Genomic DNA, 21,709 nt, shown 5'->3' on the forward strand with positions numbered 1-21,709 from the left:
TTGCCCTTGGTTATAGGAAATTGTCTGTTCACCTTTTTCACTCAGTTAAACAAGTACATCCTTTACAGCAGAGCTTACTTCCTTTCACCCAACCATGCTGCTATGGGATTAATCCAATGGTCGTAACCCTTGTAGAAAAAACCGTGGCTTTTGCCGGTATGCAATACAACTTCCCGGTAGCTGGTTAGGGTTGCCCTGTTTTCAAAAATTTTGGCGCAGGTGCCATGTGGGTCTGAGCTTTCTATAATTGACAGGAAGCGGCCATAAAGTTGAAGATTGCTGTAGTCCTTATATGTACCGGGCCAACAGCCACCCATAACAACGTAGTTAACCTGCGTGTTTTTAAGGCTGGCAGATGCCTGCAACACTATGTCCCAGCCAGATGATGCACCCACCATAACAATGTTACCGGCTAACACGCCTGCCTTTAACAGGCTATCAGCCTGGCTACAGATTTTTTGGGTGTAGAAGCTGTTATCAGTGCCCTTTTTTCTTATTTCGCTAATAACAAAAAAGCCTCTCTTTTTCAGCGAATCCAGTATGTTGGAGTATTCGTATGGCCCCCATTCGGGGGCTGCGTTATTAATGGCATTATCGCCCAGTTCTGTAACCACCTGGCCATGCAGGTAAAACAGGTATTTTGCGGAGCTATCAATTTTACCGGGCAGGCTATTGCTGGCATTTTGAGCAGTTACCAAAGAAACACATAGCAGGCAGGCTGGAAGCAAAGTAAAAAGCACCCTGAATTTTTGCGCTGTTACCATAGTTGTTGCCGGAAGTGTTAGGTACCGGCCAGGTAAAGTTCAGTCAAAAATTGTTATAAGCTTAATGAGGTGTCCGATGCATTATTTCTCCGGTTGTTTTTCATAAACTCTCACATAATCTACCTCAAAACGGTTGGGGAAAGCTGTGCCGGAAGGGTCGCCGCCGTTCATGCCGCCAATGGCAAAGTCAAGCAGCATGTAATGCGGTTGTTTAAATGGGTTAACGCCGCTGCCATCCCTGTTTACCAGGCTATCTAACGGCACATGGTTTAGCAACTGGTCATCTACATACAGGGATATAGCCTTCTCATCCCAATCCATACGCCAGGTATGAAATTGCGATGCCCAGGCAGTACCGCCCAGCGAATCTACCGGGTGTTTGGTAGTGTACCAGAAAGCCTTATATGGCCTGGTACCGGCACAGGCTATGTTTGCCAACAGGCTGTCCCGGTAATATTCCATAATGTCAATTTCGCCATTGGCAGGCCATTGCCCGTTAACACCCAACGTCCACCAGGCCGGCCATAAACCACCGCGTATATCAATACGGCCACGCATAACAAACCGGCCGTACTGCCAGCTATGCTTGCCTTTGGTGTTAATGCTGGACGATGTATACTGAATGTCAGGGGAGGATTTTCGCCAGTCTTTACTGCCATGCTCATACATAGGGTTAGGTTTGTTTTCCCTTCGGGCTTCAATTACCAGCAGCCCGTTTTTGCAAAAAGCATTTTCTTCCTGGTACCACTGAAATTCCTCATTACGTACGAAGCCCTGCTCATAAACCCAGTTGGCTGTATCGGGCAATCCATCAGTATTAAACTCATCCTGCCAAACCAAGCGGTAGCCTTGCATGCTATCCTGTGCACTGGCAATACTATGACTAAAGAATACTGAAAGCAAAAAAGCAATTGTGCGGTATAAGTTCGTGTTTTTCATTATAATAGCCTTCTGTGTATTACAGGTTGTTTTCAAGAACCATGTTAGTTAGTTGTTGGCGGGGCATCGGTTTGGTGGCGGCTTTTTCCGGCATTAAAGCCGCGGGTAAATACAGGTAGAAGGCGCTGCCCGTTCCTTCCAGGCTTTCTACCCAAAGGCGCCCTGCCATCATTTCCGCGAATTCATTGCAAAGCACAAGGCCCAGGCCGGTACCTTTTTCATTCTGAGTGCCATAAGAGGGCGTTGTTTGTAACTGGAAAAGCTTTATTTGCTGTTCTTCCGTCATGCCACGCCCATTATCTTTTACAGCAAGTACCACACCGCCTTCCGAGCTATAAGAACATATATGCACTATGCCGGAAGCATGGGTAAATTTTATGGCATTTTGCACCAGGTTTCTAACTATCAGCTCCACCATGTCGCGGTCAGCCAGGGCCAACGCAGTGTAGGGAACATCGACAATAATCCTTATTTGTTTGGCAGCGGCTATTGACTGCTGTACCCGCAGTACATCCACCACTACAGCCTGCAGGTGTACCTCCGTACGGTGTACCCTTACATCTTTAATGCGTGCAGAACTCCAGGAAAGCAGGTTCATCAGCATATCCGCGGTATTCCTGCTTACGGAAAGCAGCTCCACATTTATCTTTTTCCGCTCGTCTTCGCTTAGTTCATACTCATCCAGCAATTCCAGGGCGGTAATGATGGAGTTAAGCGGCGCCCTTAAATCGTGGGAGATGATGGAGAACATTTTGTTCTTTTCCCTGTCGGCTTTTTCCAGCGCTTCATTTTGCGCCTGTATCTTTTTTTCCCTTTCCAGCGCCAGTCCTCTTTCGCGGCTGTAATTATTGCGCAGGTAAATGGTAATGCAGTACATACATACCAGTATAACAAGATAGCTTGATGATAAATCCAGCAGCCTGGCGCCGCGGCTGTAGTAAGTATCCGGTACCAAGTTGGGCCTGCCGTATTCCATTGCCATTAACCCCAGCGGCAGCAACAGGTGAAGGGCCGTCCAGCCGAGGTGGTATTTTTTGGGGCTGAAGGCGATGAGCAACTGGTAGGTTAAAAAGAACAGGCACAGCGTAGGGCCGGTACTGCCTGCATTAAAAAAATAGTTTAGCCCAAGTGTTATGTAGCTGCAAAAAGCATAAGTGATAATACCTACAACGTATTTTTTATGCCAGCGGGAAAGGTAATACATGCCGGCCTGCAACAGCAGCACCGCCACCATTACAGCAGCTACCGGGTAAAGGCCTATAAAAATATTAAACGGTAAAAGTATAAGTAGTATAAAAAGCGTTATTACACTAACTGCGTTAAACGCCCTGTTAGCAGGGGTAAACTGATCATATTCGCCTGCGAGTGCATTCCAAAAACGCAGCAGGTATTGCCGTGGTTTCAAATTACTGGAGGTTTGGTAAATTAATCAAGGCAGCAACTAAACCGTAAATATAAAAAAGTTTGCTTTTGTGTGCAGTTTGTTGTTGCTTTTTAGATGTACCATTTTAAAATCAAAGTCATTTAGTTAAGGATGTCATCTTGAGCCCGTCGAAGGCGGATGCAAGAAAAGAATGGACATACAACGGTTACGACAAGCTCACCTGGCATTGGGTTCTTAGCTAAACGACATAGATTCATAAATTACCGTTCATTCAGTTTTCTTAAGAAGGGCAATAACTGGTTGATGTTGCCTCTACTGTGATAATTTTTACCAGGGGGTGCCCCCAAGCTGTCGCAAGGGGGTCGGGCTTTCCGCTTAAATCCCTCACCCGAAAGCCGATACCGGTTACAGGTTGCTGGTTACCGGTCTGTTTATGATGTATGCAGTTGAGGTTTTTAGGGTTGATAATATGCAAGTACCGCTTACATTAAACGTTGCCGCCTCTAAGAGGCTTTGCAAAAAAGGCCGCCATTACCTGTCTGCTCCTAACATATCGCCCCTGCGGAGCTTTGCTCAATCAATGTCGTTCGGTTGAGGATTCTACTGCCCAATGGCTGCCGGATTGAAACGGAAACCCCGCTACCCCCTGGCCCCCTGAAGGGGGGATGCAGCGCTGGCGGTGGCGGAGTTGCAGTGAAAAGCCGGTACTGCTGCTGCAAAATGTTCCTGCAGATGAAAGCCCCAAATGGTTTTCTAATCTGCCGCAAATGCAATTAATTTGCTCTCTAATTAGCACCTGATGACTGAAAAAAGATATGTATTAGACGCCCATGTTGCACAACAGAAATTGCACCGTATGGCCCTGGAAATTGCTGAACGCACCAGCGGAGACAGTGAGCCGCTTATACTGATTGGCGTTAGGAACAGTGGGTCTGTTATCGCTGCCAGGATAGCGGATTTTTTACAGCCTTATATCAACGTGCCGGTTACCGTTACATCTGTAAAACTTGACAAACATAACCCATCCACAGTTGAACTGGCAGACCCTATCGATGTTGACGACAAAAACATTATTGTAATTGATGATGTTTGCAATACGGGTAAAACACTGCTCTACTCCATGAAGGCGCTGCTTGACCACCACCCCAAAAGAATTCAGACTTTGGTACTGGTTGACAGGATGCACAAGCTTTTTCCTGTTAAGCCTGACTATATAGGGCTTTCGCTTGCTACCACCTCGCAGGATTTTATACATGTAGAATCTGAAAATGGCGAAGTTACCGGCGCATACATTGGTCAATAAACTTTTAGCGGTTAAAAGTGCAGCCAGTTCCAGCTAACTTTTCCCCGTGAAAATTCAACAGAAGGGGCCGGAAACTTAACGCTGTTTAAAATACTGAAAGTAGTGCGCAGCCACTTGCTACGGGTTTTAATGCGGGTAAGGTCAATATCCGGCGCTATATAAAACTGGCGGTAACGTTTTAAGTCACCTGTAAGATAAATAGGGTTTCCGCTGGCATCTTTCCAGCTATCGGGCCGGGCGCCAAACATGTTGTCAGCGCCGTAGCCGGCAGCAATGTTCAGCCACCGCGGCAACCCGCTGTTCCTGAAGAAAGAATGCAGGTTGGCGCTTAACCAGTAGGTTTGGCCATTATAATCCTTCAACATACGTTCAGATAGTTTATTGCCGTAAATATCATCGGCCCGCTGGTTTAAAACAGGGCTGCCATAGTTTTTTTTGTGAAAAGAGAATTTGAAAGATATACGTTGCTCCTGCCACAGCAGTTCCTGCCCTACCAGCAGCCCGGGGCCGGTAACGTTGGCAGCAAAATCGCCCCAGCTCCACCCCCAGCCAGATGAGAAGCCGTCATACACTTCTACCATCGTTAAAAAAGCAGTACCTGTAAAAGCCCCCAGCCAAACACTTTTTTTATGCGGCACCCCCGCCCATTGCCACATATTCATATTGAGCCGGGCAATGGTGTAGGCACTGTAGGAATGGCCCATTTTATCCACCTGCAGCCATTCATCCATATCATTAAAAAAATGAAAGCCGGTTTGGTTGTAAGAGTTGTACCAGGTGTTGTAAAGGCTAAAAGTTAATGCGGTAAAAGCTGTAATATTAGCGGCGCTTACCGTGTATAATCTTGTTTTTTTAGAAAAAGGGGGCTGCTTTGCCAGTCTTGGCGAAAAGGAGGCCGGTATATCCTGCTTAAAAGTAGCAGAATCGTATAAGGGTAACGTATAAGCCGGTTGTTGCAGTTGCTGCGCAGTAACAGCCTCACAAACCAGTACCAGTACGGCAACAATCCACTTGTTCATGCCTCAAACTTAGTTTTAGTTTCACAAAATAAAAAATAGGTTTCAGCCGGTATAACAACCCATCATTTCTAACATTTTTATAAAATGCGGTTTACCTTTATCAACTATGAGATACACCGCCGCCACATTACTGCTTTGCCTTTTTATGGTACAAAGCCATGCACAATTAAGCCAGCCGGATGTCATTAACACCTCAAACGGCAACCTTAGCATACAACCTATACAACATGCCAGCCTTGCCATTACGGCCGGTGGCAAAACTGTTTACATTGACCCTTCCGGGGCAGATTTCTTTAAAGGCCTGCCTGCGCCAGACCTGGTGCTGGTTACAGATATTCACGGCGACCATTTTGATATTAATACCATCAATGCCCTGGCGGCAGAGGGCACTATATTTGTTGTTCCGCAGGCGGTGGCAGACAAGTTTCCCGCAGGTAACAAATACAAACTGGTAGTTCTTAAAAACGGGGAAACTACCGAACAGCAAGGCTTTTCCGTAACCGCCGTACCTATGTATAACCTGCCGGAAGAAGCCGGCGCCTTTCACACCAAAGGCAGGGGTAATGGTTATGTAGTAGCCTATGGCGGCAAACGCCTGTATTTTTCGGGCGATACGGAAGACATTCCCGAAATGCGGGCCCTTCAAAACATTGACGTAGCTTTTGTTTGTATGAACCTGCCTTACACCATGGAAGTTAAACAAGCTGCGGATGCTGTGCTGGCTTTTAAACCTGTGATAGTTTACCCCTATCATTACCGCGGCCAGGGTGGGCTTAGCGATACCAATGCTTTTAAAGAACTGGTTAATGCTGGCAATTCCGGTATTGAAGTGCGGCTGCGTAACTGGTATCCTGCAAAATAGATTAACAGCGGTTAAATAAAAAAGTGCCATGAATGGCACTCTCTTATTTTTTAAACCAAAACTCCAATCGTAGAAAACCGCAGAATCTCACTCTGCAGAAAAAGTTATTTTCCAGTAACGCTCTTCATTGTCTTTTACCACTACAGAATTCTTTTTAATGCAGGCCACCGCTTCTATGTTGGTGCCGGGCCTGTTTTTAAGGGTAGCCCTTATTTTAACTTCGCCGTTTTTAATTTCACAAACCTGTATAAGCTGCTCCTCATTGTCAGATTCTGGATGGCTCATACAGATAAAATCTGTTTTACTGCCGGAAAACACAGGCAGGCCGGCAACGGTATCTATATGCCCCGTAGCCAGGTTGATAAGGTAAAACTCATCGCTGTGGTAAGTAGATTTTTTAAATATGGCAATCTTGCCAAAGCTGATATCGCCTGAATAATAATATTCCTCTACATCATCACCCTGTTTTTTATCGTTATATACTTTTTGTGTGCCGTTGTTAAGGTTAATAACCAGCTTATCGCCCTGCTTTTTAATTTTCTGGTTAACCGGAAAAAACTGCGGTTTGGCGCAGGCGGTAAATTCCTTTTTAGTTACTTCGGTGTATTCCTGTGAAACCTGTTGGCAAAAAGCCTGTGCGGTAAACGCGATAACGGCGGTGAGTGTTAGAAGAGTTTTCATAAATATATTGGTACTTGAGGGCGAAGATATACACATAAAACATTCGGGCGCAAAAGGCTAATAATTTAAAGCATTTTTTAAAGTTGACAGAACATTTTGGGGTTTGGCCGCAGGCAGCAACTGTAAGCCTGCGTTAAAAACTGTTACCAGTTATTTGAAGAATATTTATGGGCCCGGCAGCAGGAACAGTTATGAGGCTGCCGTTGCGTCGCACTCTTGTACGTTCGGTAATTCTATTCGCCAGTTGCCACAGTAGCCTTTCCTTATGCCAACAAAAGTTCGGGTAATCCTATTCGCCATTGGGCAACATTTCTTGTATTTGCAGGCTTTGTTGCTGTATAAAAAAGGAAAGGTTGCCCACCCCCATGGACAACCTTAACGGATTAAATATTGTTGCTAACCTTTTGCTGAACTGATTCAAAGATTTGTTACCGGATGCAGGGTTGAGTGTTGGCAGGGAAAGCCAGGTTAGCGACAATGCCCCTTTAGATGACAAACTCCAATAAAAATGTATAATTAGATGCTTTTTTCTTAGTATAACATACGGATAACCGGCAGGGAAGATGGAGTTTCTTCTATCTCCACTGACTGGATGTTGGTTTCAGCCTTCAGCCTGTTTGTTCTGCTTGCTTTGCCCCCACACGATGCCATGCACATCACCAGCGCCATTGCGGCTGCCACTACCCATATTTTTGCGATGTACTTCATTGTTTTCTGTTAACACTGTAAAGATGCATACGGCAGCACATACCTGCGCAGGCAATTGAATGAATGGTATAAATTATTCAGCAAACGGGCGAAATACCAATGTGAATTGCAAAATGCGGGGTGGTATTTGATAACCGGTGCAACGGGCTGCTGGTGGCATCAAGCGGGATGGAGGAGATGTAGTCTACCGGCAACTTACGATGTACAATGCAGGTATTCAACCACCTTCGGGGTTGGCCAGGCATTCTAACCCGACCCCGGATTTCATCCGGGGCTATTCACATGAAGCCCTTCGGGCAATGTGCAAGCTTTAGCTATGTGGAAGCGGTATGTTATACAGACCTCGTAACAGAACCTGGTAATCATCCATCACGCAGTTACATATCGTCCTGCTTAACATATCGCACCTACGGCGTTCCGGGCAAACCGCCTCTTCTTTTATCTACTGACATGCCGCATCTACGAGGCTTTGTTGTTCAATGTTCTTTTGTTTAAAGTTTAATGTTTGCGGCCCTGCCGCATAATGTCATTAAGTTAAGCTGTCAGCCTGAGCCTGTCGAAGGCGGATTGGTGAAAAAGCGGCTTGCATAACCCAGTTTCGACAAGCTCAACCTGACATTCGTTTCCTTAACTTAATGACATTGCCCTGCCGCATTTGAGAACTTGCACATCACCGCTCTTTAAACAACTTAACCAATTACACACCAACAGACCGGTAACCAGCCACCTGTAACCGGTAACCGGCTTTCGGGTTGCGGTGCTTTCCAAAGCTCCGCAGGAGCGGTATGTTAGTAGCATTCATGCAATCGCGGCCTGTTTTATAAAGCCTCGTAGAGGCGGCATGTTGCCCAGGCTGCAGCACCCCGTGTTGACTGCGTAATCAAATTATCACCCCGACTTACATATCGCACCTACGGCGCTCTATTGCCTTTTGTCTGTTGGTGCTACTGACATGCCGCCTCTACGAGGCTTTGTTGTTCAATGTTCTTTTGTTTAAAGTTTAATGTTTGCGGCCCTGCCGCGTTGGAGAACTTGCACATCATCGCTCTTTAAACAACTCAACCAATTACACACCAACAGACCGGCAACCTGTATCTGGTAACCGGTAACCGGCTTTCGGGTGAGGGATTGAAGCGGATACCCCGGTGAAGGTTTTGTGTGTGGGGCATGCGCCGGAGTAATAGCGTAAAGCCCGACCCCTTGCGATAGCTTGGGGGCACCCCCTAAAAAATATAACTGGTAATAATTAATACCCCTACATAGCTGGAGATTAGTTTGCCGGCATTTTTTCTTTGCTTATGGCTGCCACTTCTTTAAGCAGCAATGGAAAAGCGGGTGTTGGCATGCCACCGTGATCAAAACCGTCCAACTCGTACAGGCGGGTACGTTTGTGGCCGGCCAGCTTCATCATGCGCAACAGGTACGCGTTTTCTTCATAACGGCCATACAGTTCCAGTTCCCGGTCGCCGGTTATTAAAAGCATGGGTGGGGCATCGGCACGCACATAAAAAAGCGGTGCGTACTCATCTATAACAGGTTGCGTTTCTTTAATGCCCCTCTCCTGCCGTATGGTAAAATGTGTAATGGCCTGGCCGCTGAAAGGTATAAGGCCTGCTACGCTGTTTGCATCAAGCTGGTAATTAGCCAGGTATTTTTTATTGAGTACGGCCATCATGCCCAGGTAGCCGCCCGCAGAATGCCCGGAAACAAAAATAAGGTTGGTGCTGCCGCCATAACCCGCAATATGCTTAAACACCCAGGCGATGGCTGCCGCGGCATCTTCTATATAGGCCGGGGCCTTTACTTTTGGTGACAACCGGTAACCCACACCTATTACCGCATAACCCTTGTCCGTTAATGCCGCAGGTATTTCTTTTGAGCCACCGGTTATGCCGCCTCCATGAAACCATACAATCGTAGCAAAATTCTTTGCTCCCCTGGGATAATAAATATCCAGCAAACACTGCGAAGCAACATAACTGTCTTTTTGAGATATACTATCCGCGTAGTAAGGGATATTTTTTTCGGTGGCATACTGCTGCTGGGCTTTTGCACCCATAGCAACGGTGGTTAACAATAGAATGAACAGATGTTTCATAGCAGCAAGTTACTATGGCCCGGTGAATTATTAACAGCCCTGTTTTCATTTTAATGAAGTACGATTTTTATTTCAACTGAAATACAGCAGCTTCGTAAGGGCGCAGCGTGTTGCCTTTAAGGGCTGATGAATAGTTGCCTAACAGCAACCGGGCGTTGGTTATATTATAACCTGTGTTAGCAATAACCTGCCGGGCAGTGAAATTAAGCAGCACCAAAAACTTTTTGCCCTGCCACTCCCTTGTGTAAGCATACAGGCTGGGATTGTCTTTATCCAACAGGGTGTATTTTCCGTACACCAATACGGGGTTGGACTTGCGCAGGGCAACCAGCTTCCTGAAATAATTAAGGCAACTGCTGCTATCCTGCTCTTGCGCAGACTGGTTGATGGTTATATAGTTCTTATTTACTTTAAGCCAGGGCGTACCGGTAGTAAAACCTGCGTTGGCCGTTGCATTCCATTGAAAAGGTGTACGGCCATTATCCCTGCATTCAAATTGCAAGCGTTGCATAAACTGCTGCAAATCTCCACCAATATCTTTTTGGTGCTGGTATTCGTTTAGCGTAGGCATATCCCGGTAGTCTTCAATTTTGTCAAAGCCGGCATTGGTCATGCCCAGTTCATCGCCGTTGTAGTAGTAAGGAGTGCCCCGCATGGTCATAATAAAAGTAGAGAGCATTTTAGAAGATAAGTCCCGGAAAGCCGGGCTGTCGTTACCAAAACGGCTAACCATCCTTGCCTGGTCGTGGTTAGCCAGAAAAACAGAGAGCCATCCCTGGCTGGCAAAGGCACTATCCCACCGGCTGAATACATTCTTAAAATGCAACAAGCTGTACCCTTCCGGTTTAGCAATGTCAACACCATCGAAAGCATAGGCCATATTTAGCTCCCGGCGGTTTTCATCCACCAGGTTATGCGCATCTTCAAAACTGTTACCCGCTCCTTCGGCCACGCTCATCACATCGTACCGGCTTAATACTTCGGCATTCATTTCTTTGAGGTAATCGTGCAAATGGGGGCCCATGGCATAGTATTTTGACAACTGCTTTTCATAACCTTCCGGAAAAACCGGGAAGCTGGTATCTTTTGCAGCGAACTGAAAAGCATCCAGGCGAAAACCGTCAATTCCCTTATCAGCCCAGAACTTCATAATATCGTAAACCTCCTGCCGCAATACAGGGTTTTCCCAATTAAGGTCTGGCTGCTTACGGGAAAAATAATGGAGGTAGTAGGCATTGGTTAATGAGTCGTACTTCCAGGCATCGTGATTTACATCAAACAGGCTGTATCTTGGCGTAGGCTTGCCCCATTCTGCATTCCACCAGTGATAATAATTCCTGTACGGACTTGTCCTGGAGCTGCGGCTTTGCTTAAACCATTCATGTTCATCGCTGCTGTGGTTTACTACCAGGTCCATCACCAGTTTAATGCCCCGCTGGTGCATACCTTTCAGCAGGGCGTCAAAATCGTCCATGGTGCCAAAGTCCTTCATAATACCCCGGTAATCGCTAACGTCGTAACCATTATCATCGTTGGGAGAGCTGTAGATGGGGTTTAACCAAACCGCCGTAACACCCAGGCTTTTAATATAATCCAGCTTGGATATGATGCCCTTCAAATCACCAATGCCGTCCCCATCACTGTCTTTAAAACTACGGGGGTACACCTGGTAAACAATGGCTTCCTTCCACCACCTGCGGCCGGTATCAGGCTGGCCGGGCTGTGCGTTACCGCTAAAGACAAGTACCAGGATGATGGCTGCAATAATGGACGACCTTTTCATACACAGTTTGATTATGGCATAAGCAAAAAAGAAGCGACTATTAAATATACTAAATGAACATGTTAGTGCGTGCCACCGGCTTGTTAGGGGCTGCCTCTTTGCGATAGCTTTGCGGGCACCCATTGATAGTTTTCTTACGTATAGGCATACAACTGCCGCCTATGCCGGACTGAAATATTACGGGACGAATTATACAAAGACCGGGTTTAATTATAGCCTGAAACTATTGAACAACCCATTTTATTTGTTTACATTACAAATTAAATACCTCTAATATGTTAACCAAACAAACCCCTTCTGCCAAAGCAATGCTTTTTGCTTTATTGATGCTAACTTTTGTAGCAGTGGCCTGTTCCGGCCCGGAAACAAAAGAAGCCAACGAATCTGCCGCCAGCAGTGTTGCGCCAGACAGCAACGCTGTTGCGGAAGATACTACCCTGCTGGATACCGGTTCTGTACGGCCGCCTGTAAAATCGCCCAATAAGTAAAGGAATTACAGCACACCTGTTTTTTGTTCATCATTATAACCGGGTGGGTATGTTGCTGCAGGTACAGGCTGTTCTGCAACATTATGTGCATCCTCATGGCCATGCTTACCGTTTGCATGGCCATGCCCTTTGGTTAGCCTGTTGATTAACCAATGCTCTATGCGGTGATGGGCCGGCACCAGTACGGATGCGATAGCCACGAAAATAAGTATTTCATAAACAGGGGTATGATGGGTAAACTCAACCACCCGCGGGTGCAGCAGCAGCAACAGGTATTCAAAAAACATAAGCAATGACAGCACGCCGAGAAACTTAATGAAGCCCCTGTTTACTTTGATGCGGTTAAGAAATAAGGTAAGCAAAAAAAGCACGGGTATAAATATTCCTATTACCAGCAACTGCATCTGCTGGCGTCTTTCCTCAGCCGCCTTTCTTTTATTCTCAGCTATCTCATTTTGCCTTAAATGCTCATTGCTTGAAATAACCTGCAGGGCCCTTATTTTATCTTTGCTATGAATAGAATCTTTTAATGCCTGTGCCTCCTGGAAGTACGCAAAGGCGCTGTCTATAACACCTGAGTTTTTGTAATGATTGGCCAGGAACTGCGCAGCATCCAGCTCCCTTGATTCAAACCTGGCTGTGCGGGCAAGCCGGAAAGACTGCATGGCATAATACCTGGCGGAATCTTTCATAGCCAAACCTTCATACAGCCTGGCCATTCCCAGGGATGCCTCGCAAACAAGGTCGTCATCATTAGATGCCTCCAGGTACACAAGCGCCTGCCTGTACGCCTGTGATGCTTCGTTTATTTTCTTTTGCTTTAAGTAAATATGCCCTAACCCCGTAATGGAAGTACCCTTAAGATCATCATCGTTTATTTTACCGGCAATTTGCACCGCTTTGGTAAAACGGGCGAAAGCGGAATCATCCTGGTTGAGCCGTTCATACACATCACCCAGGTTGTTGTTGATGTAATACTCAAGATCGTTTACGTTAAACTGATTGATAACAGAATCTGCCCGTTTATAATACAGCACCGCTTCATTATACTGCTCAAGGTAAACATACAAGATACCTATGTTAATGAGCACGCTGGCCAGGTTGCGTGGGCTTTCCCGCTTTTCTTCCAGTTGAAGCTTCTGGAAAAAGTATTGCAATGCTTTCTGGTAATCTCCAATTTGCCTGAATGCCACCGCCAATACTCCCAGCGACCTTGATTCACCTTCGATGAACCTTATTTGTTGGGCAAGGAACAAAGCCTTCTGCGCCAATTGCAGCGATGTGTCAGGATCGTACATATTGGCGGCATCGGCCATCAGCCACATTAACGTTACACGGTTAGAATCAATTTTTTCAGCAGCAAGCCGGGCATGAAGGCTGTCAACTTTTCGCTTTTGGCCAGGGAGGTTGCCGCAAAACAAAACAAGGGCAACGAGCAACAAAAATATTCTCATAATGCTGTTTGAAGGGAGTGCTTACAGGTTAAATAAAATTTGAGCAGCCAACCAAATAAAAGTACATTTAAATTATCAAAAAAGCTCTCCATATGTTGCGTAACCTTTCCCTGGCACTTCTTGTTTTAAGTGCCGCCTTCAGCAACCTGCAGGCTCAATCCCTCTACAATTTTAAGTACTCCTTTAACGCGGATGGCCATACCGAATATTATAACGCTTTTATGGTAAGGTACGATGATGGAACGGGGCTTATACGCGTACAGTTTATTGACAGCACCACCGGTGAGCATTACCTGGTAGCTATGGAAATGAGTGAGAGTTATGAGGCTGAAAACGAGCATGCCGCTGTTAAAGACAGCAACCTTCTTTTCTTTACCGGGTTTAACCCGGTTGTTATTTCCGGTGATACATCCGAAGGCTACGACCCCGACATTTATGTGTTCGCCAAAGATGAAGCTTCCGGCTATTACGACCCGCTGAAAGTATTCTCTTACAGCAACGATGAGAACAACGATGAACTGGCAGAGGGCGACTTTACCGATGTGCGCCTGCTGGAAGCCGAAGACCTTACCGAAGAATTTGTGGGCCAGTTCTTTTTTAAAGAGGAAGATTTTTATAAAGACCTTTTCAGCACCAGTGTAAGGCAGTTAACGGCAGATGAAAAAAAAACCACCCTGCACCTGCTGATTGTTGCCAATACCAACGACCCTGATATTGGCAGCACCTGTAACCTTGACAAAGACAGGACACTGAAAACCTTCACCGACCTTTCTGAATTTATGCACCTTAAACTGAACGCCAAAACCATTTCTGGCAACGATTACAGCAAGAAGAGTGTAGAAGATGCACTTTCCGCCATACAGCCATCCCCACGGGATATCGTTATCTTCTATTATTCAGGGCATGGGTTCAGCAAGAACGATAACTACCAATACCCTTACCTGGAGCTACGCTCCAAAAGTTTTGAAAGCCTGGACGAACATTCCATCAATGTAGAAGACATCTATAATTTTCTAAAGCAAAAGAAAGCCAATGTAACCCTGGTAATAAGCGATTGCTGCAATTCAGCGCCGGAAACCGCGCCGGCCATCAGCGGAGAACTGGCGCTTACCCGCAGCTCTTCTCTGGGCTGGAACCTCAACAATTGTTTCCAGCTTTTTCTGCCGCCTGCGCCAATAGCCATGCTGGCAACCGCGGCCACCAAGGGCGAAATGTCTGCCGGCAATAACAGCTATGGAGGGTTCTTTACATCCAATCTAAGGTCAACACTGGTTAATTACCTTAGCCCGGTGTTTTCTTTTAAAGCAGTATCCTGGGATAAACTGATAGACGAAGCCAAAGTGCAAACTGCTAAAAAAGCCAACGGCACTTTATGCAACCTGCCCGATGGCACCCGCAAAAGATGTGTGCAGCATCCCGTTTACAAAATGTTTTAGCCAACATCGGCTAAAGGAAATAATTATGAGCCCGGCGCATGAGCTACTATGAGGCTTGCGTTGTGTCACTCACTTGTACGCCTTGTCCGCTACGCAGCTTTTACCTAAGCGTAGGGGCATTGCGGCAACTATCTGCCAAGCACATCTATCAGGCAGTACAACCAAAAATAAAAGCGAAGTGGTATTGCCAGCTTCGCTTTTAAAGAGCTATGTAAAAAAGTTATTCTTTTACTGTATTATCCATGGCATGTAGAGCATCATCAACCTGCCGTAATATTACCTTTGCAACTCACTTACCATTGCCAAACCAACCGCATGGGCCGATTGAGGGTTCTGGCCTGTTATCAATCTTTGGTCAACAGCTATTTTCTCCTGCCACAGGCCAGCCTTTTCAAACCTGCCGCCATGTGCTATCAGCTTGTCTTCCAAAAGAAACGGCACCACTTTTTCCAGTTTTACCGCAGCTTCCTCTTCATTGGTAAAAGCGCTGATTTTTTTCCCATCCACCAGGTATTTTCCATCGCTTAATCTAATATTTACCAACCCGGAAGGCCCGTGGCATACGGCGGCAACCACTCCATTGGCTTCGTAAATTTTGCGGGTAATCTCCGCAATTGCGGTATCGCCAGGAAAGTCCCACATGGTTCCATGGCCGCCGGCAAAATAAATAGCCGCGTACTGTGAAGCATCCACCTGGGATGGGGCCATCGTATTTTCAATTTTCGCCCTGTATTGTTCATTCTCCCAAAACTTTTTATTTACCTCATCCTGCAGGTTAAAACCATCAACAGGCGCTTTACCGCCTTTGGGGCTTACAAAGTCAATTTCATATCCTGCAAGCTGCAAAACATTCCATGGGTGGCTAACTTCTGAAAGATAATAACCGGTAGGCTCTCCTGTACTCCCTTTTTTGTTGTGGCTGGTAACCACAAAAAGTATCTTTTTCATTTTTTGTTTATTTAAGTTTTTACTTAATGCTGTGCCTGTTGTAACGATAAGCATTAACAAAGCCAGGCCTGTGATAACTTTGGTTTTCATGTTTGTTATGTAGTTTAATTTTATCAGGCAAGCGCTTCAGCAAGGTGATGCTGGTATTGGCTCTTAAAAAACCCCAGGCGCTCCTCACTCATGTTTTTTTGCACATCGTGCATGTGAAAGCTGTTTAACGGCGCCAGTGCCAGGAAGGCATTCATGCGGTGGAAGCCGAAGAGTATGCCTTCGTCCACACTTTTCTGCTGAAAGAATTCACCTTCAAGGGTGAATGCAGCGGCAGGGGCATTCCATGTGGTTGTAACCATATACTTTTTTCCATGCAGTAAACCCGCGGTGCCATAATTTCTGTCTGGGTCGCCCATCTTGCGGCCATCACTGTAATACATCCCCTTTCGGTGCCCCGCTGTTAGTACTTCGTCCAGGTATTTTTTAAGGTTATGCGGCAGTGAAAACCACCACACAGGAAAATGATAAATAACTACATCGGCCCATACAAATTTCTCTACCTCTTCATCCACATCATAGGGTTGGCTGATGTTGGTAACCTTCAGTTCAAACCCTGCAGAGGCGGAGAAGAATTCCTTATCCCATTCCGTAATCCTGTTATTTAGAAAGCCGCCCGAATGGGCGAATGCCTGGCCTCCATTGATGACAAATATGCGTTTCATAACTCTTTAATTTTGAAACACAAAGTTGAAGAGGCTATAGCCGCTGGTAAAGGAGATACATCACAGGTTTTGTGTGAGGTAGGTCACACTATTTTGAAAACCGGCTCAGGGTTTCCCTTGATACACCGAGGTAGGAAGCAATCAATGTTTTGGGTACTTTTTGAAACAACTCCGGGTAAGACGCCAACAGTTGGTCATACCGTTCTTTCGCTGAACTTGTAAGCAGCGATAAAATCCTGCGTTGCAGGGCAACATAACCGGCATTTGATTTCCGGCGGAAAAAATGCTCCACCTTATGCATTTCAGCACAAATTTTTTCACGGTTATACAGCGATAAAGCAAGCACCTGCGTATCCTGTATGCAGGTGATGCCGAGGGTTGCTTTTGCCTGGTTAAAATAGGCCTGGTAATCGGTTATCCACCAGTCTTCCCACGCAAACTGCAGTATATGCTCCTTACCATCCCCGGGATTAACGTATGACGCTTTCAGTAACCCTGACAGCACAAAGTAATCATCGCTTACATGGCTGCCATCCTGAACAAGGAACTGGTGCTTCTTGAGCTTCTTTGGCACAAAATGAGACAAGAGGTATTCGAACTCGCTATCGGTAAGCGGAGTGATTTTTTCAAAATGCTGCCTTAGTTGGTTACTCATCCTGCTCAATTCTATATATGTTTAACCGGATATAGAAACTGTTTTCCATCGAGTTTTAACATGAGTATATTTCAAATTTATCGCTGGTTATTCTTCACCTGCTTATTTCACCTGTCTAAGTTTATGCTGTCAGCTTTAAGCTTTTCGCTAATCCAGTAACTCAAACAATTCCTCCTCATATTTAAAATGGGTAATTGTCCAGCCGCCTTTTGCTTTGTATAAAGTAAAATCAAACTTTAAATAATACCTTTCAAACCTTAGTATATAAAATCGCTTGACAATAAAGTCTTTTATTTTCCTTTCAGTAATAAATTCGTAAGAAAGCATCTTACCAAAAGCCGGGAAAGTACTCTTCATTTGGTTATCAACTGTTAACTGTAACGTGTCAATAGTATTCAAATCAACAACTGTATTCTTTCTAAGAAGTAAAAAAGCGTCATGTGTCTTCGCTTTGGTAAAAAATTCCATAAATGTGTCGCAAACTTTATCAAGCTGCTTTTTGTCTTTGTCAATTAGTTGCGTTTTGTGTCCGCAAGCAATCAGGATTAAAGAAAGAAAAGTAACAGTAAATAATTTTGTCATAGCTCTTGTTTACATAAATAGTTAGGGCGGGGATTGCAAGACTCACGATGCCTTTATTTAGATATATCTGTATTATCAAAAATATACAATTCTCTTGTTTGCGACTACTTCCCTTCAATGCCGGTTTTTTGTCGCGTAAAGCGGTGGCGTACAAGAGTGCGACGCAACGATGCCTCATAGTAATTCCTGCTGCCGGGCCCATAAAAAAAGCCTGCTGCAAGCAACGCTTGCAACAGGCTTTGCAGATTTCATTCATGCATATAAGCTACTACCCTACCCCCTGTAAAGTTTTTTCATGTTCGGTTTGTGGCTTGCCCTTGGCATTTGGCTGCCCTTTGCCTGTGGTAATAAGGCTATACAAACTTTTACCCACATACTGGCCCCAGGCATTTCTGCAGATATCAAAGCATTCATATTCCGGTACCAGCCCCAGGTGTGTAAAACGTAGCTGTGTTTGGTTGCCTTGCCGGCTGATGTCGAAAATAATTTTTGTACCAGTCCACTCGCTTTTGTCTTCGGTAAACTTAAAGTAGTTATCCAGCACCTGCCAAACCACTTTTTTACCGGGCACCACTTCGGTTAGTTTTATGTGGCAACGGTGCACATCTTCGTAGTGATAGAAAAACTCGTCGTTCAGTTTTTCAGTACCGCCTTCAACTTCTTCAGACCACCAACCGGGTACATTGGTTACGGCGTTGAATACTTCCTGCGGCGTGTTGTTTACCAGTATGCTGGTGGTAAAATCCTGTTTGTTCATAGTTTTTTATTTAGATGGTTAACAGATCTACAATAAGCAGCTATGCCGGCTGCCCTGTAAAGCGTAATTGAATGGTTACAAAACTATGCTTTGCTGACGGCTTTGATGGGTGGTAAAATGGACTTTACAATGGGTTGATTTGGACGGCCCATGGTTTTTACCTTTACCAAAACATTACGGATGAAGCATATTACCATTGTAGTGCCAGACGGGCAAACCAACCTTAGCACCATTGCCTGTATTGTGGGCACTTACGAAATACTTAACGTAGCCAACAGTTACTGGAAGCAGAATGGCAAAAGGGAGTTGTTTACCATACAACTGGCGGGCGTATCTGCCAAAACGGAATTTGACAATGGCCTGCTTACCATAAAACCCCAGGTGAATATTTCTGCCATCAGGCAAACCGGCCTTATCATCATCCCATCCCTGGCGCGGGATTACCAGCAGGCCATGAAGGGCAACAAACTTTTGGTTAGCTGGATTGCGGAACAATACAAGGCCGGCGCTGAAATTGCCAGCATGTGCACCGGTACTTTTATGCTGGCTTCGGCTGGCTTGCTGGATGAAAAGAATTGCTCCACACACTGGTCTGCAGCGGATACTTTCAGGATGCTTTTCCCCAGGGTGCACCTGCAGGCTGACAAACTGATTACCGATGAACATGGCATTTATACCAATGGCGGCGCTTACTCTTTTCTTAACCTGGTTATTTACCTGGTGGAAAAATATTACGACAGGCAAACGGCTATTTACTGTTCTAAAATTTTCCAGGTAGAAATGGACAGGCAAAGCCAGTCTGCCTTTGCCATATTCTCCGGCCAGAAGCAACATGGCGACGAAATGGTGCAACAGGCGCAGGCATATATTGAAAGCAGGCTGGATGAAAAAATATCCATTGAAGAATTATCTTCTCACTTTGCCGTTGGCAGGCGCAACTTTGACAGAAGGTTTATTAAAGCCACCGGTAACACGCCCATTGAATATGCACAACGGGTAAAGATAGAAAGCGCTAAAAAAGCCCTGGAAACTACCCGCAAAACAGTTAACGAAGTAATGTACGAGGTTGGCTATTCTGATGTTAAGGCTTTCCGGGAAGTGTTCCGTAAGGTAACGGGAATGTCTCCGCTGGAGTACCGCGGCAAGTACAACAAAGAGGCTGTAATAATATAATACCCAGGCCACGCAGTATTTACATAAAGTATAACATTAATAATTAGCTATAGCCACCCCGCTGTTGCCTTCACAATATTGGGCTTCCTGCACCAAAGAATAACCTTGTAAACAATATAACCCACAGCATACTGTCAACGGATTTGTATATCTTCATTTCACTGTATTTTACCGTTGCTACATTAAACCAAACTTACGGGTAAATACCAGTACTTTACCGGTAAAAAACAGCAGCGCTTGTTTTTACAGCGGACGATTGCAACACCATAACCTTTACAGCTATATCCCATGGAGAACACGAGCCTTAATTTTGAACTTTTTTTTGAATTATCCCCAGACCTTTTGTGCATTGCAGGATATGATGGCTATTTTAAGAAGATAAATAAAGCCGTATCTACCCTGCTGGGCTACAGTATGGAAGAACTGTATGCCAGGCCCATAAACGATTTTGTTTACCAGGATGATAAAGACACTACCGCCAAAGCAAGGGAACAGTTAACCAAAAGAAACCCGCTTTACAACTTTGAAAACAGGTATACTACCAGCAGCGGCGAAATTGTTTGGCTTTCGTGGACTTCGCTGCCCGTGGACAGCGACCAGCTTATTTTTGCCATTGCCAAAAACATTACCCACAAAAAAAGGCTGGAGGAAGAGCGGAACAACATGCTGGCCAACCTGGCAAAAGTAAATTATGACCTTAAGCAATTAACCTATACCACATCACATGATTTAAGGTCGCCAGTGAATAACCTGCTTTCCATTTTCAGCCTGATAGATGTAACAAAGATTAACGATGAAGGCACTGTTGAACTGATAGAAATTTTAAAATCGGCCGGTGAAAACTTAAAGCAGGTACTCAACAATTATGTGGATGCACTAAGCGAAAAACATAAATCGTACGCGCCACTGGAAGAGGTTAACCTGCAGGAAAGCCTGAACACGGTGCTGCAATCTGTAAACGTTTTGATAAAAAGTTCAAAAGCTGTTATCCATTCGCAACTTGCGAAGCCAGCCACCATTAGGTTTAACAGGGCTTACATGGAAAGCGTATTTCTTAATTTAATAACCAATGCCATAAAATATGCCCGGCCCGGTTATATACCGGAAATAGTGGTGTATTCTGAAAAAGCAAATAACAGCAGCCGCCTGGTTGTTGCTGATAAAGGGCAGGGCTTTGATATGGAAAAGGTAAACGGGAAGATTTTTGGGCTGCACCAGAAGTTTCACAACCATACAGATAGCAAGGGCGTAGGACTATACCTGGTACACAGCCATATTACCAGCCTGGGCGGCCATATAAGCGTAGAAAGCAGGGTTAATGAGGGTACCAGGTTTATTATGCAGTTTAAGGAGTAATGCTTGCGGCAGAACGAATTGCACTATCCTTTGTTGATGGGGCGTGGCTGCAGGAATAACCATGAAGGTCCGCTGAGCAATCTTGCGTGGCAAGGCAGCCGCGAAATTTCGGAAGAACACTTGTACGCCGCCGCTATGGGCAACTGCAGATTACCCATCCCGGAACATCCGGGAAAGGGTTCTTTAGCATCCTCAGCCATAGTAATGCCAGCTAAGGCTTTGTGGGAATTCCAAAACAATGAGAATACCCGTCACCGTCGGTAACAAAGAACTCAGTTTGCCCGTAATCTCTTTGCACAATGTCTGACACTTCGAACCCAAGCTGCGTTAAACGCTCCCTTACCCCATAAATGTCCGAAGGCATCCAGTAAAGCCTGATGCCTTCATAATTTTCCGGCCTGGCCGGCGTATCATCTTTTTCGTTAAGCCAAAAACAGGTGTACTCATTGTGAACCATGCAGCCAATAAGTTTCTCTCCCCTTTTCATTTCTCTGTCCATTGTAAGGCCAAGGCCCTCCACCCAAAAACGCAGGCTTTTCTCCAGGTCAACACTGGGTATTACAGGTATGCAGGATTTGACAGTCATATAAATGGTTGTTTATAATA

General features: G+C 45.4%; 21 protein-coding genes. 6 read left to right on the top strand and 15 right to left on the bottom strand.

What is annotated here, in order from left to right:
- Positions 1 to 74: 74 nt before the first annotated feature.
- The 3 genes from F0364_RS15435 to F0364_RS15445 all read right to left on the bottom strand — a co-directional run bounded on the left by F0364_RS15435 (position 75) and on the right by F0364_RS15445 (position 3,108).
- Entirely contained in the window at positions 75 to 764 is a 690-nt protein-coding gene (locus F0364_RS15435; RefSeq protein ID WP_153798697.1) for a hypothetical protein, read from the bottom strand.
- 81 nt (positions 765 to 845) lie between these two features.
- The gene (locus F0364_RS15440) at positions 846 to 1,703 is read right to left on the bottom strand and encodes a glycoside hydrolase family 16 protein (RefSeq protein ID WP_153798698.1); all 858 of its coding nucleotides are present in this window, start codon (positions 1,701 to 1,703) and stop codon (positions 846 to 848) included.
- 19 nt (positions 1,704 to 1,722) lie between these two features.
- Positions 1,723 to 3,108, bottom strand: a complete 1,386-nt coding sequence (locus F0364_RS15445; protein WP_153798699.1) for a sensor histidine kinase — start codon at positions 3,106 to 3,108, stop codon at positions 1,723 to 1,725.
- Between the two features lie 778 nt (positions 3,109 to 3,886).
- Between F0364_RS15445 and F0364_RS15450 the strand changes: the two genes are divergently transcribed.
- Complete coding sequence (locus tag F0364_RS15450) at positions 3,887 to 4,390, top strand: phosphoribosyltransferase family protein (RefSeq protein ID WP_153798700.1); 504 nt, start codon at positions 3,887 to 3,889, stop codon at positions 4,388 to 4,390.
- 11 nt (positions 4,391 to 4,401) lie between these two features.
- On the opposite strand, the gene F0364_RS15455 is transcribed toward F0364_RS15450, so the two are convergent.
- Positions 4,402 to 5,409, bottom strand: coding sequence for a DUF2279 domain-containing protein (locus tag F0364_RS15455; RefSeq protein ID WP_153798701.1), 1,008 nt, complete (start codon positions 5,407 to 5,409; stop codon positions 4,402 to 4,404).
- Positions 5,410 to 5,515: 106 nt separating this feature from the next.
- Between F0364_RS15455 and F0364_RS15460 the strand changes: the two genes are divergently transcribed.
- The gene (locus tag F0364_RS15460; RefSeq protein ID WP_153798702.1) at positions 5,516 to 6,271 is read left to right on the top strand and encodes an MBL fold metallo-hydrolase; all 756 of its coding nucleotides are present in this window, start codon (positions 5,516 to 5,518) and stop codon (positions 6,269 to 6,271) included.
- An 87-nt stretch (positions 6,272 to 6,358) separates the two neighbouring features.
- Here F0364_RS15460 and F0364_RS15465 read toward each other — a convergent pair whose 3' ends face one another.
- The 4 genes from F0364_RS15465 to F0364_RS15480 all read right to left on the bottom strand — a co-directional run bounded on the left by F0364_RS15465 (position 6,359) and on the right by F0364_RS15480 (position 11,541).
- On the bottom strand, positions 6,359 to 6,952 hold the full coding sequence (locus tag F0364_RS15465) for a hypothetical protein (protein WP_153798703.1): 594 nt from the start codon (positions 6,950 to 6,952) through the stop codon (positions 6,359 to 6,361).
- Positions 6,953 to 7,483: 531 nt separating this feature from the next.
- A complete protein-coding gene (locus tag F0364_RS15470) occupies positions 7,484 to 7,660 on the bottom strand; it encodes a hypothetical protein (protein WP_153798704.1) in 177 nt (58 codons plus the stop codon).
- Positions 7,661 to 8,930: 1,270 nt separating this feature from the next.
- Entirely contained in the window at positions 8,931 to 9,758 is an 828-nt protein-coding gene (locus F0364_RS15475; protein ID WP_153798705.1) for an alpha/beta hydrolase, read from the bottom strand.
- Between the two features lie 67 nt (positions 9,759 to 9,825).
- A complete protein-coding gene (locus F0364_RS15480) occupies positions 9,826 to 11,541 on the bottom strand; it encodes a glycoside hydrolase family 13 protein (protein ID WP_153798706.1) in 1,716 nt (571 codons plus the stop codon).
- Between the two features lie 275 nt (positions 11,542 to 11,816).
- On the opposite strand from F0364_RS15480, the gene F0364_RS15485 reads away from it, so the two are divergent.
- Positions 11,817 to 12,029 carry a hypothetical protein gene (locus F0364_RS15485; RefSeq protein WP_153798707.1) on the top strand — a complete coding sequence of 71 codons (213 nt, stop codon included), beginning with the start codon at positions 11,817 to 11,819 and terminating at the stop codon, positions 12,027 to 12,029.
- A 5-nt stretch (positions 12,030 to 12,034) separates the two neighbouring features.
- Here F0364_RS15485 and F0364_RS15490 read toward each other — a convergent pair whose 3' ends face one another.
- Positions 12,035 to 13,483 (bottom strand): tetratricopeptide repeat protein, encoded by a 1,449-nt coding sequence (locus F0364_RS15490; RefSeq protein ID WP_153798708.1) that lies wholly within the window; start codon positions 13,481 to 13,483, stop codon positions 12,035 to 12,037.
- Between the two features lie 92 nt (positions 13,484 to 13,575).
- On the opposite strand from F0364_RS15490, the gene F0364_RS15495 reads away from it, so the two are divergent.
- Entirely contained in the window at positions 13,576 to 14,919 is a 1,344-nt protein-coding gene (locus F0364_RS15495; RefSeq protein WP_153798709.1) for a caspase family protein, read from the top strand.
- A 276-nt stretch (positions 14,920 to 15,195) separates the two neighbouring features.
- On the opposite strand, the gene F0364_RS15500 is transcribed toward F0364_RS15495, so the two are convergent.
- From F0364_RS15500 to F0364_RS15520, 5 genes are all read right to left on the bottom strand, one after another.
- Positions 15,196 to 15,957, bottom strand: coding sequence for a type 1 glutamine amidotransferase domain-containing protein (locus F0364_RS15500; protein WP_207632705.1), 762 nt, complete (start codon positions 15,955 to 15,957; stop codon positions 15,196 to 15,198).
- A gap of 23 nt (positions 15,958 to 15,980) precedes the next feature.
- Positions 15,981 to 16,580, bottom strand: a complete 600-nt coding sequence (locus tag F0364_RS15505) for an NAD(P)H-dependent oxidoreductase (RefSeq protein WP_153798710.1) — start codon at positions 16,578 to 16,580, stop codon at positions 15,981 to 15,983.
- 88 nt (positions 16,581 to 16,668) lie between these two features.
- Positions 16,669 to 17,235 carry a Crp/Fnr family transcriptional regulator gene (locus F0364_RS15510; protein ID WP_153798711.1) on the bottom strand — a complete coding sequence of 189 codons (567 nt, stop codon included), beginning with the start codon at positions 17,233 to 17,235 and terminating at the stop codon, positions 16,669 to 16,671.
- 147 nt (positions 17,236 to 17,382) lie between these two features.
- On the bottom strand, positions 17,383 to 17,817 hold the full coding sequence (locus tag F0364_RS15515) for a hypothetical protein (protein ID WP_153798712.1): 435 nt from the start codon (positions 17,815 to 17,817) through the stop codon (positions 17,383 to 17,385).
- A 268-nt stretch (positions 17,818 to 18,085) separates the two neighbouring features.
- Positions 18,086 to 18,574 carry an SRPBCC family protein gene (locus F0364_RS15520; protein ID WP_153798713.1) on the bottom strand — a complete coding sequence of 163 codons (489 nt, stop codon included), beginning with the start codon at positions 18,572 to 18,574 and terminating at the stop codon, positions 18,086 to 18,088.
- A 180-nt stretch (positions 18,575 to 18,754) separates the two neighbouring features.
- Between F0364_RS15520 and F0364_RS15525 the strand changes: the two genes are divergently transcribed.
- The gene (locus tag F0364_RS15525; RefSeq protein WP_153798714.1) at positions 18,755 to 19,747 is read left to right on the top strand and encodes a GlxA family transcriptional regulator; all 993 of its coding nucleotides are present in this window, start codon (positions 18,755 to 18,757) and stop codon (positions 19,745 to 19,747) included.
- A 288-nt stretch (positions 19,748 to 20,035) separates the two neighbouring features.
- Positions 20,036 to 21,103, top strand: a complete 1,068-nt coding sequence (locus F0364_RS15530; protein ID WP_153798715.1) for a PAS domain-containing sensor histidine kinase — start codon at positions 20,036 to 20,038, stop codon at positions 21,101 to 21,103.
- A 211-nt stretch (positions 21,104 to 21,314) separates the two neighbouring features.
- Here F0364_RS15530 and F0364_RS15535 read toward each other — a convergent pair whose 3' ends face one another.
- Positions 21,315 to 21,689: a VOC family protein gene (locus tag F0364_RS15535; protein WP_153798716.1), complete on the bottom strand. Its 375-nt coding sequence runs from the start codon at positions 21,687 to 21,689 to the stop codon at positions 21,315 to 21,317.
- Positions 21,690 to 21,709: the final 20 nt, after the last annotated feature.

Origin of the sequence: Foetidibacter luteolus, assembly GCF_009650435.1 — a bacterium.
Classification (GTDB): Bacteria; Bacteroidota; Bacteroidia; order Chitinophagales; family Chitinophagaceae; genus Foetidibacter; species Foetidibacter luteolus.

What these genes read in the sequence shown, in the direction of transcription:
- F0364_RS15530 (WP_153798715.1), top strand. Translation starts at nt 20,036, where the DNA reads ATGGAGAACACGAGCCTTAATTTTGAACTTTTTTTTGAATTATCCCCA.
- F0364_RS15450 (WP_153798700.1), top strand. Translation starts at nt 3,887, where the DNA reads ATGACTGAAAAAAGATATGTATTAGACGCCCATGTTGCACAACAGAAA.
- F0364_RS15480 (WP_153798706.1), bottom strand. Translation starts at nt 11,541, where the DNA reads ATGAAAAGGTCGTCCATTATTGCAGCCATCATCCTGGTACTTGTCTTT.
- F0364_RS15470 (WP_153798704.1), bottom strand. Translation starts at nt 7,660, where the DNA reads ATGAAGTACATCGCAAAAATATGGGTAGTGGCAGCCGCAATGGCGCTG.
- F0364_RS15455 (WP_153798701.1), bottom strand. Translation starts at nt 5,409, where the DNA reads ATGAACAAGTGGATTGTTGCCGTACTGGTACTGGTTTGTGAGGCTGTT.
- F0364_RS15490 (WP_153798708.1), bottom strand. Translation starts at nt 13,483, where the DNA reads ATGAGAATATTTTTGTTGCTCGTTGCCCTTGTTTTGTTTTGCGGCAAC.
- F0364_RS15505 (WP_153798710.1), bottom strand. Translation starts at nt 16,580, where the DNA reads ATGAAACGCATATTTGTCATCAATGGAGGCCAGGCATTCGCCCATTCG.
- F0364_RS15500 (WP_207632705.1), bottom strand. Translation starts at nt 15,957, where the DNA reads ATGAAAACCAAAGTTATCACAGGCCTGGCTTTGTTAATGCTTATCGTT.
- F0364_RS15510 (WP_153798711.1), bottom strand. Translation starts at nt 17,235, where the DNA reads ATGAGTAACCAACTAAGGCAGCATTTTGAAAAAATCACTCCGCTTACC.
- F0364_RS15475 (WP_153798705.1), bottom strand. Translation starts at nt 9,758, where the DNA reads ATGAAACATCTGTTCATTCTATTGTTAACCACCGTTGCTATGGGTGCA.
- F0364_RS15465 (WP_153798703.1), bottom strand. Translation starts at nt 6,952, where the DNA reads ATGAAAACTCTTCTAACACTCACCGCCGTTATCGCGTTTACCGCACAG.
- F0364_RS15460 (WP_153798702.1), top strand. Translation starts at nt 5,516, where the DNA reads ATGAGATACACCGCCGCCACATTACTGCTTTGCCTTTTTATGGTACAA.
- F0364_RS15525 (WP_153798714.1), top strand. Translation starts at nt 18,755, where the DNA reads ATGAAGCATATTACCATTGTAGTGCCAGACGGGCAAACCAACCTTAGC.
- F0364_RS15495 (WP_153798709.1), top strand. Translation starts at nt 13,576, where the DNA reads ATGTTGCGTAACCTTTCCCTGGCACTTCTTGTTTTAAGTGCCGCCTTC.
- F0364_RS15435 (WP_153798697.1), bottom strand. Translation starts at nt 764, where the DNA reads ATGGTAACAGCGCAAAAATTCAGGGTGCTTTTTACTTTGCTTCCAGCC.
- F0364_RS15440 (WP_153798698.1), bottom strand. Translation starts at nt 1,703, where the DNA reads ATGAAAAACACGAACTTATACCGCACAATTGCTTTTTTGCTTTCAGTA.
- F0364_RS15515 (WP_153798712.1), bottom strand. Translation starts at nt 17,817, where the DNA reads ATGACAAAATTATTTACTGTTACTTTTCTTTCTTTAATCCTGATTGCT.
- F0364_RS15535 (WP_153798716.1), bottom strand. Translation starts at nt 21,689, where the DNA reads ATGACTGTCAAATCCTGCATACCTGTAATACCCAGTGTTGACCTGGAG.
- F0364_RS15520 (WP_153798713.1), bottom strand. Translation starts at nt 18,574, where the DNA reads ATGAACAAACAGGATTTTACCACCAGCATACTGGTAAACAACACGCCG.
- F0364_RS15485 (WP_153798707.1), top strand. Translation starts at nt 11,817, where the DNA reads ATGTTAACCAAACAAACCCCTTCTGCCAAAGCAATGCTTTTTGCTTTA.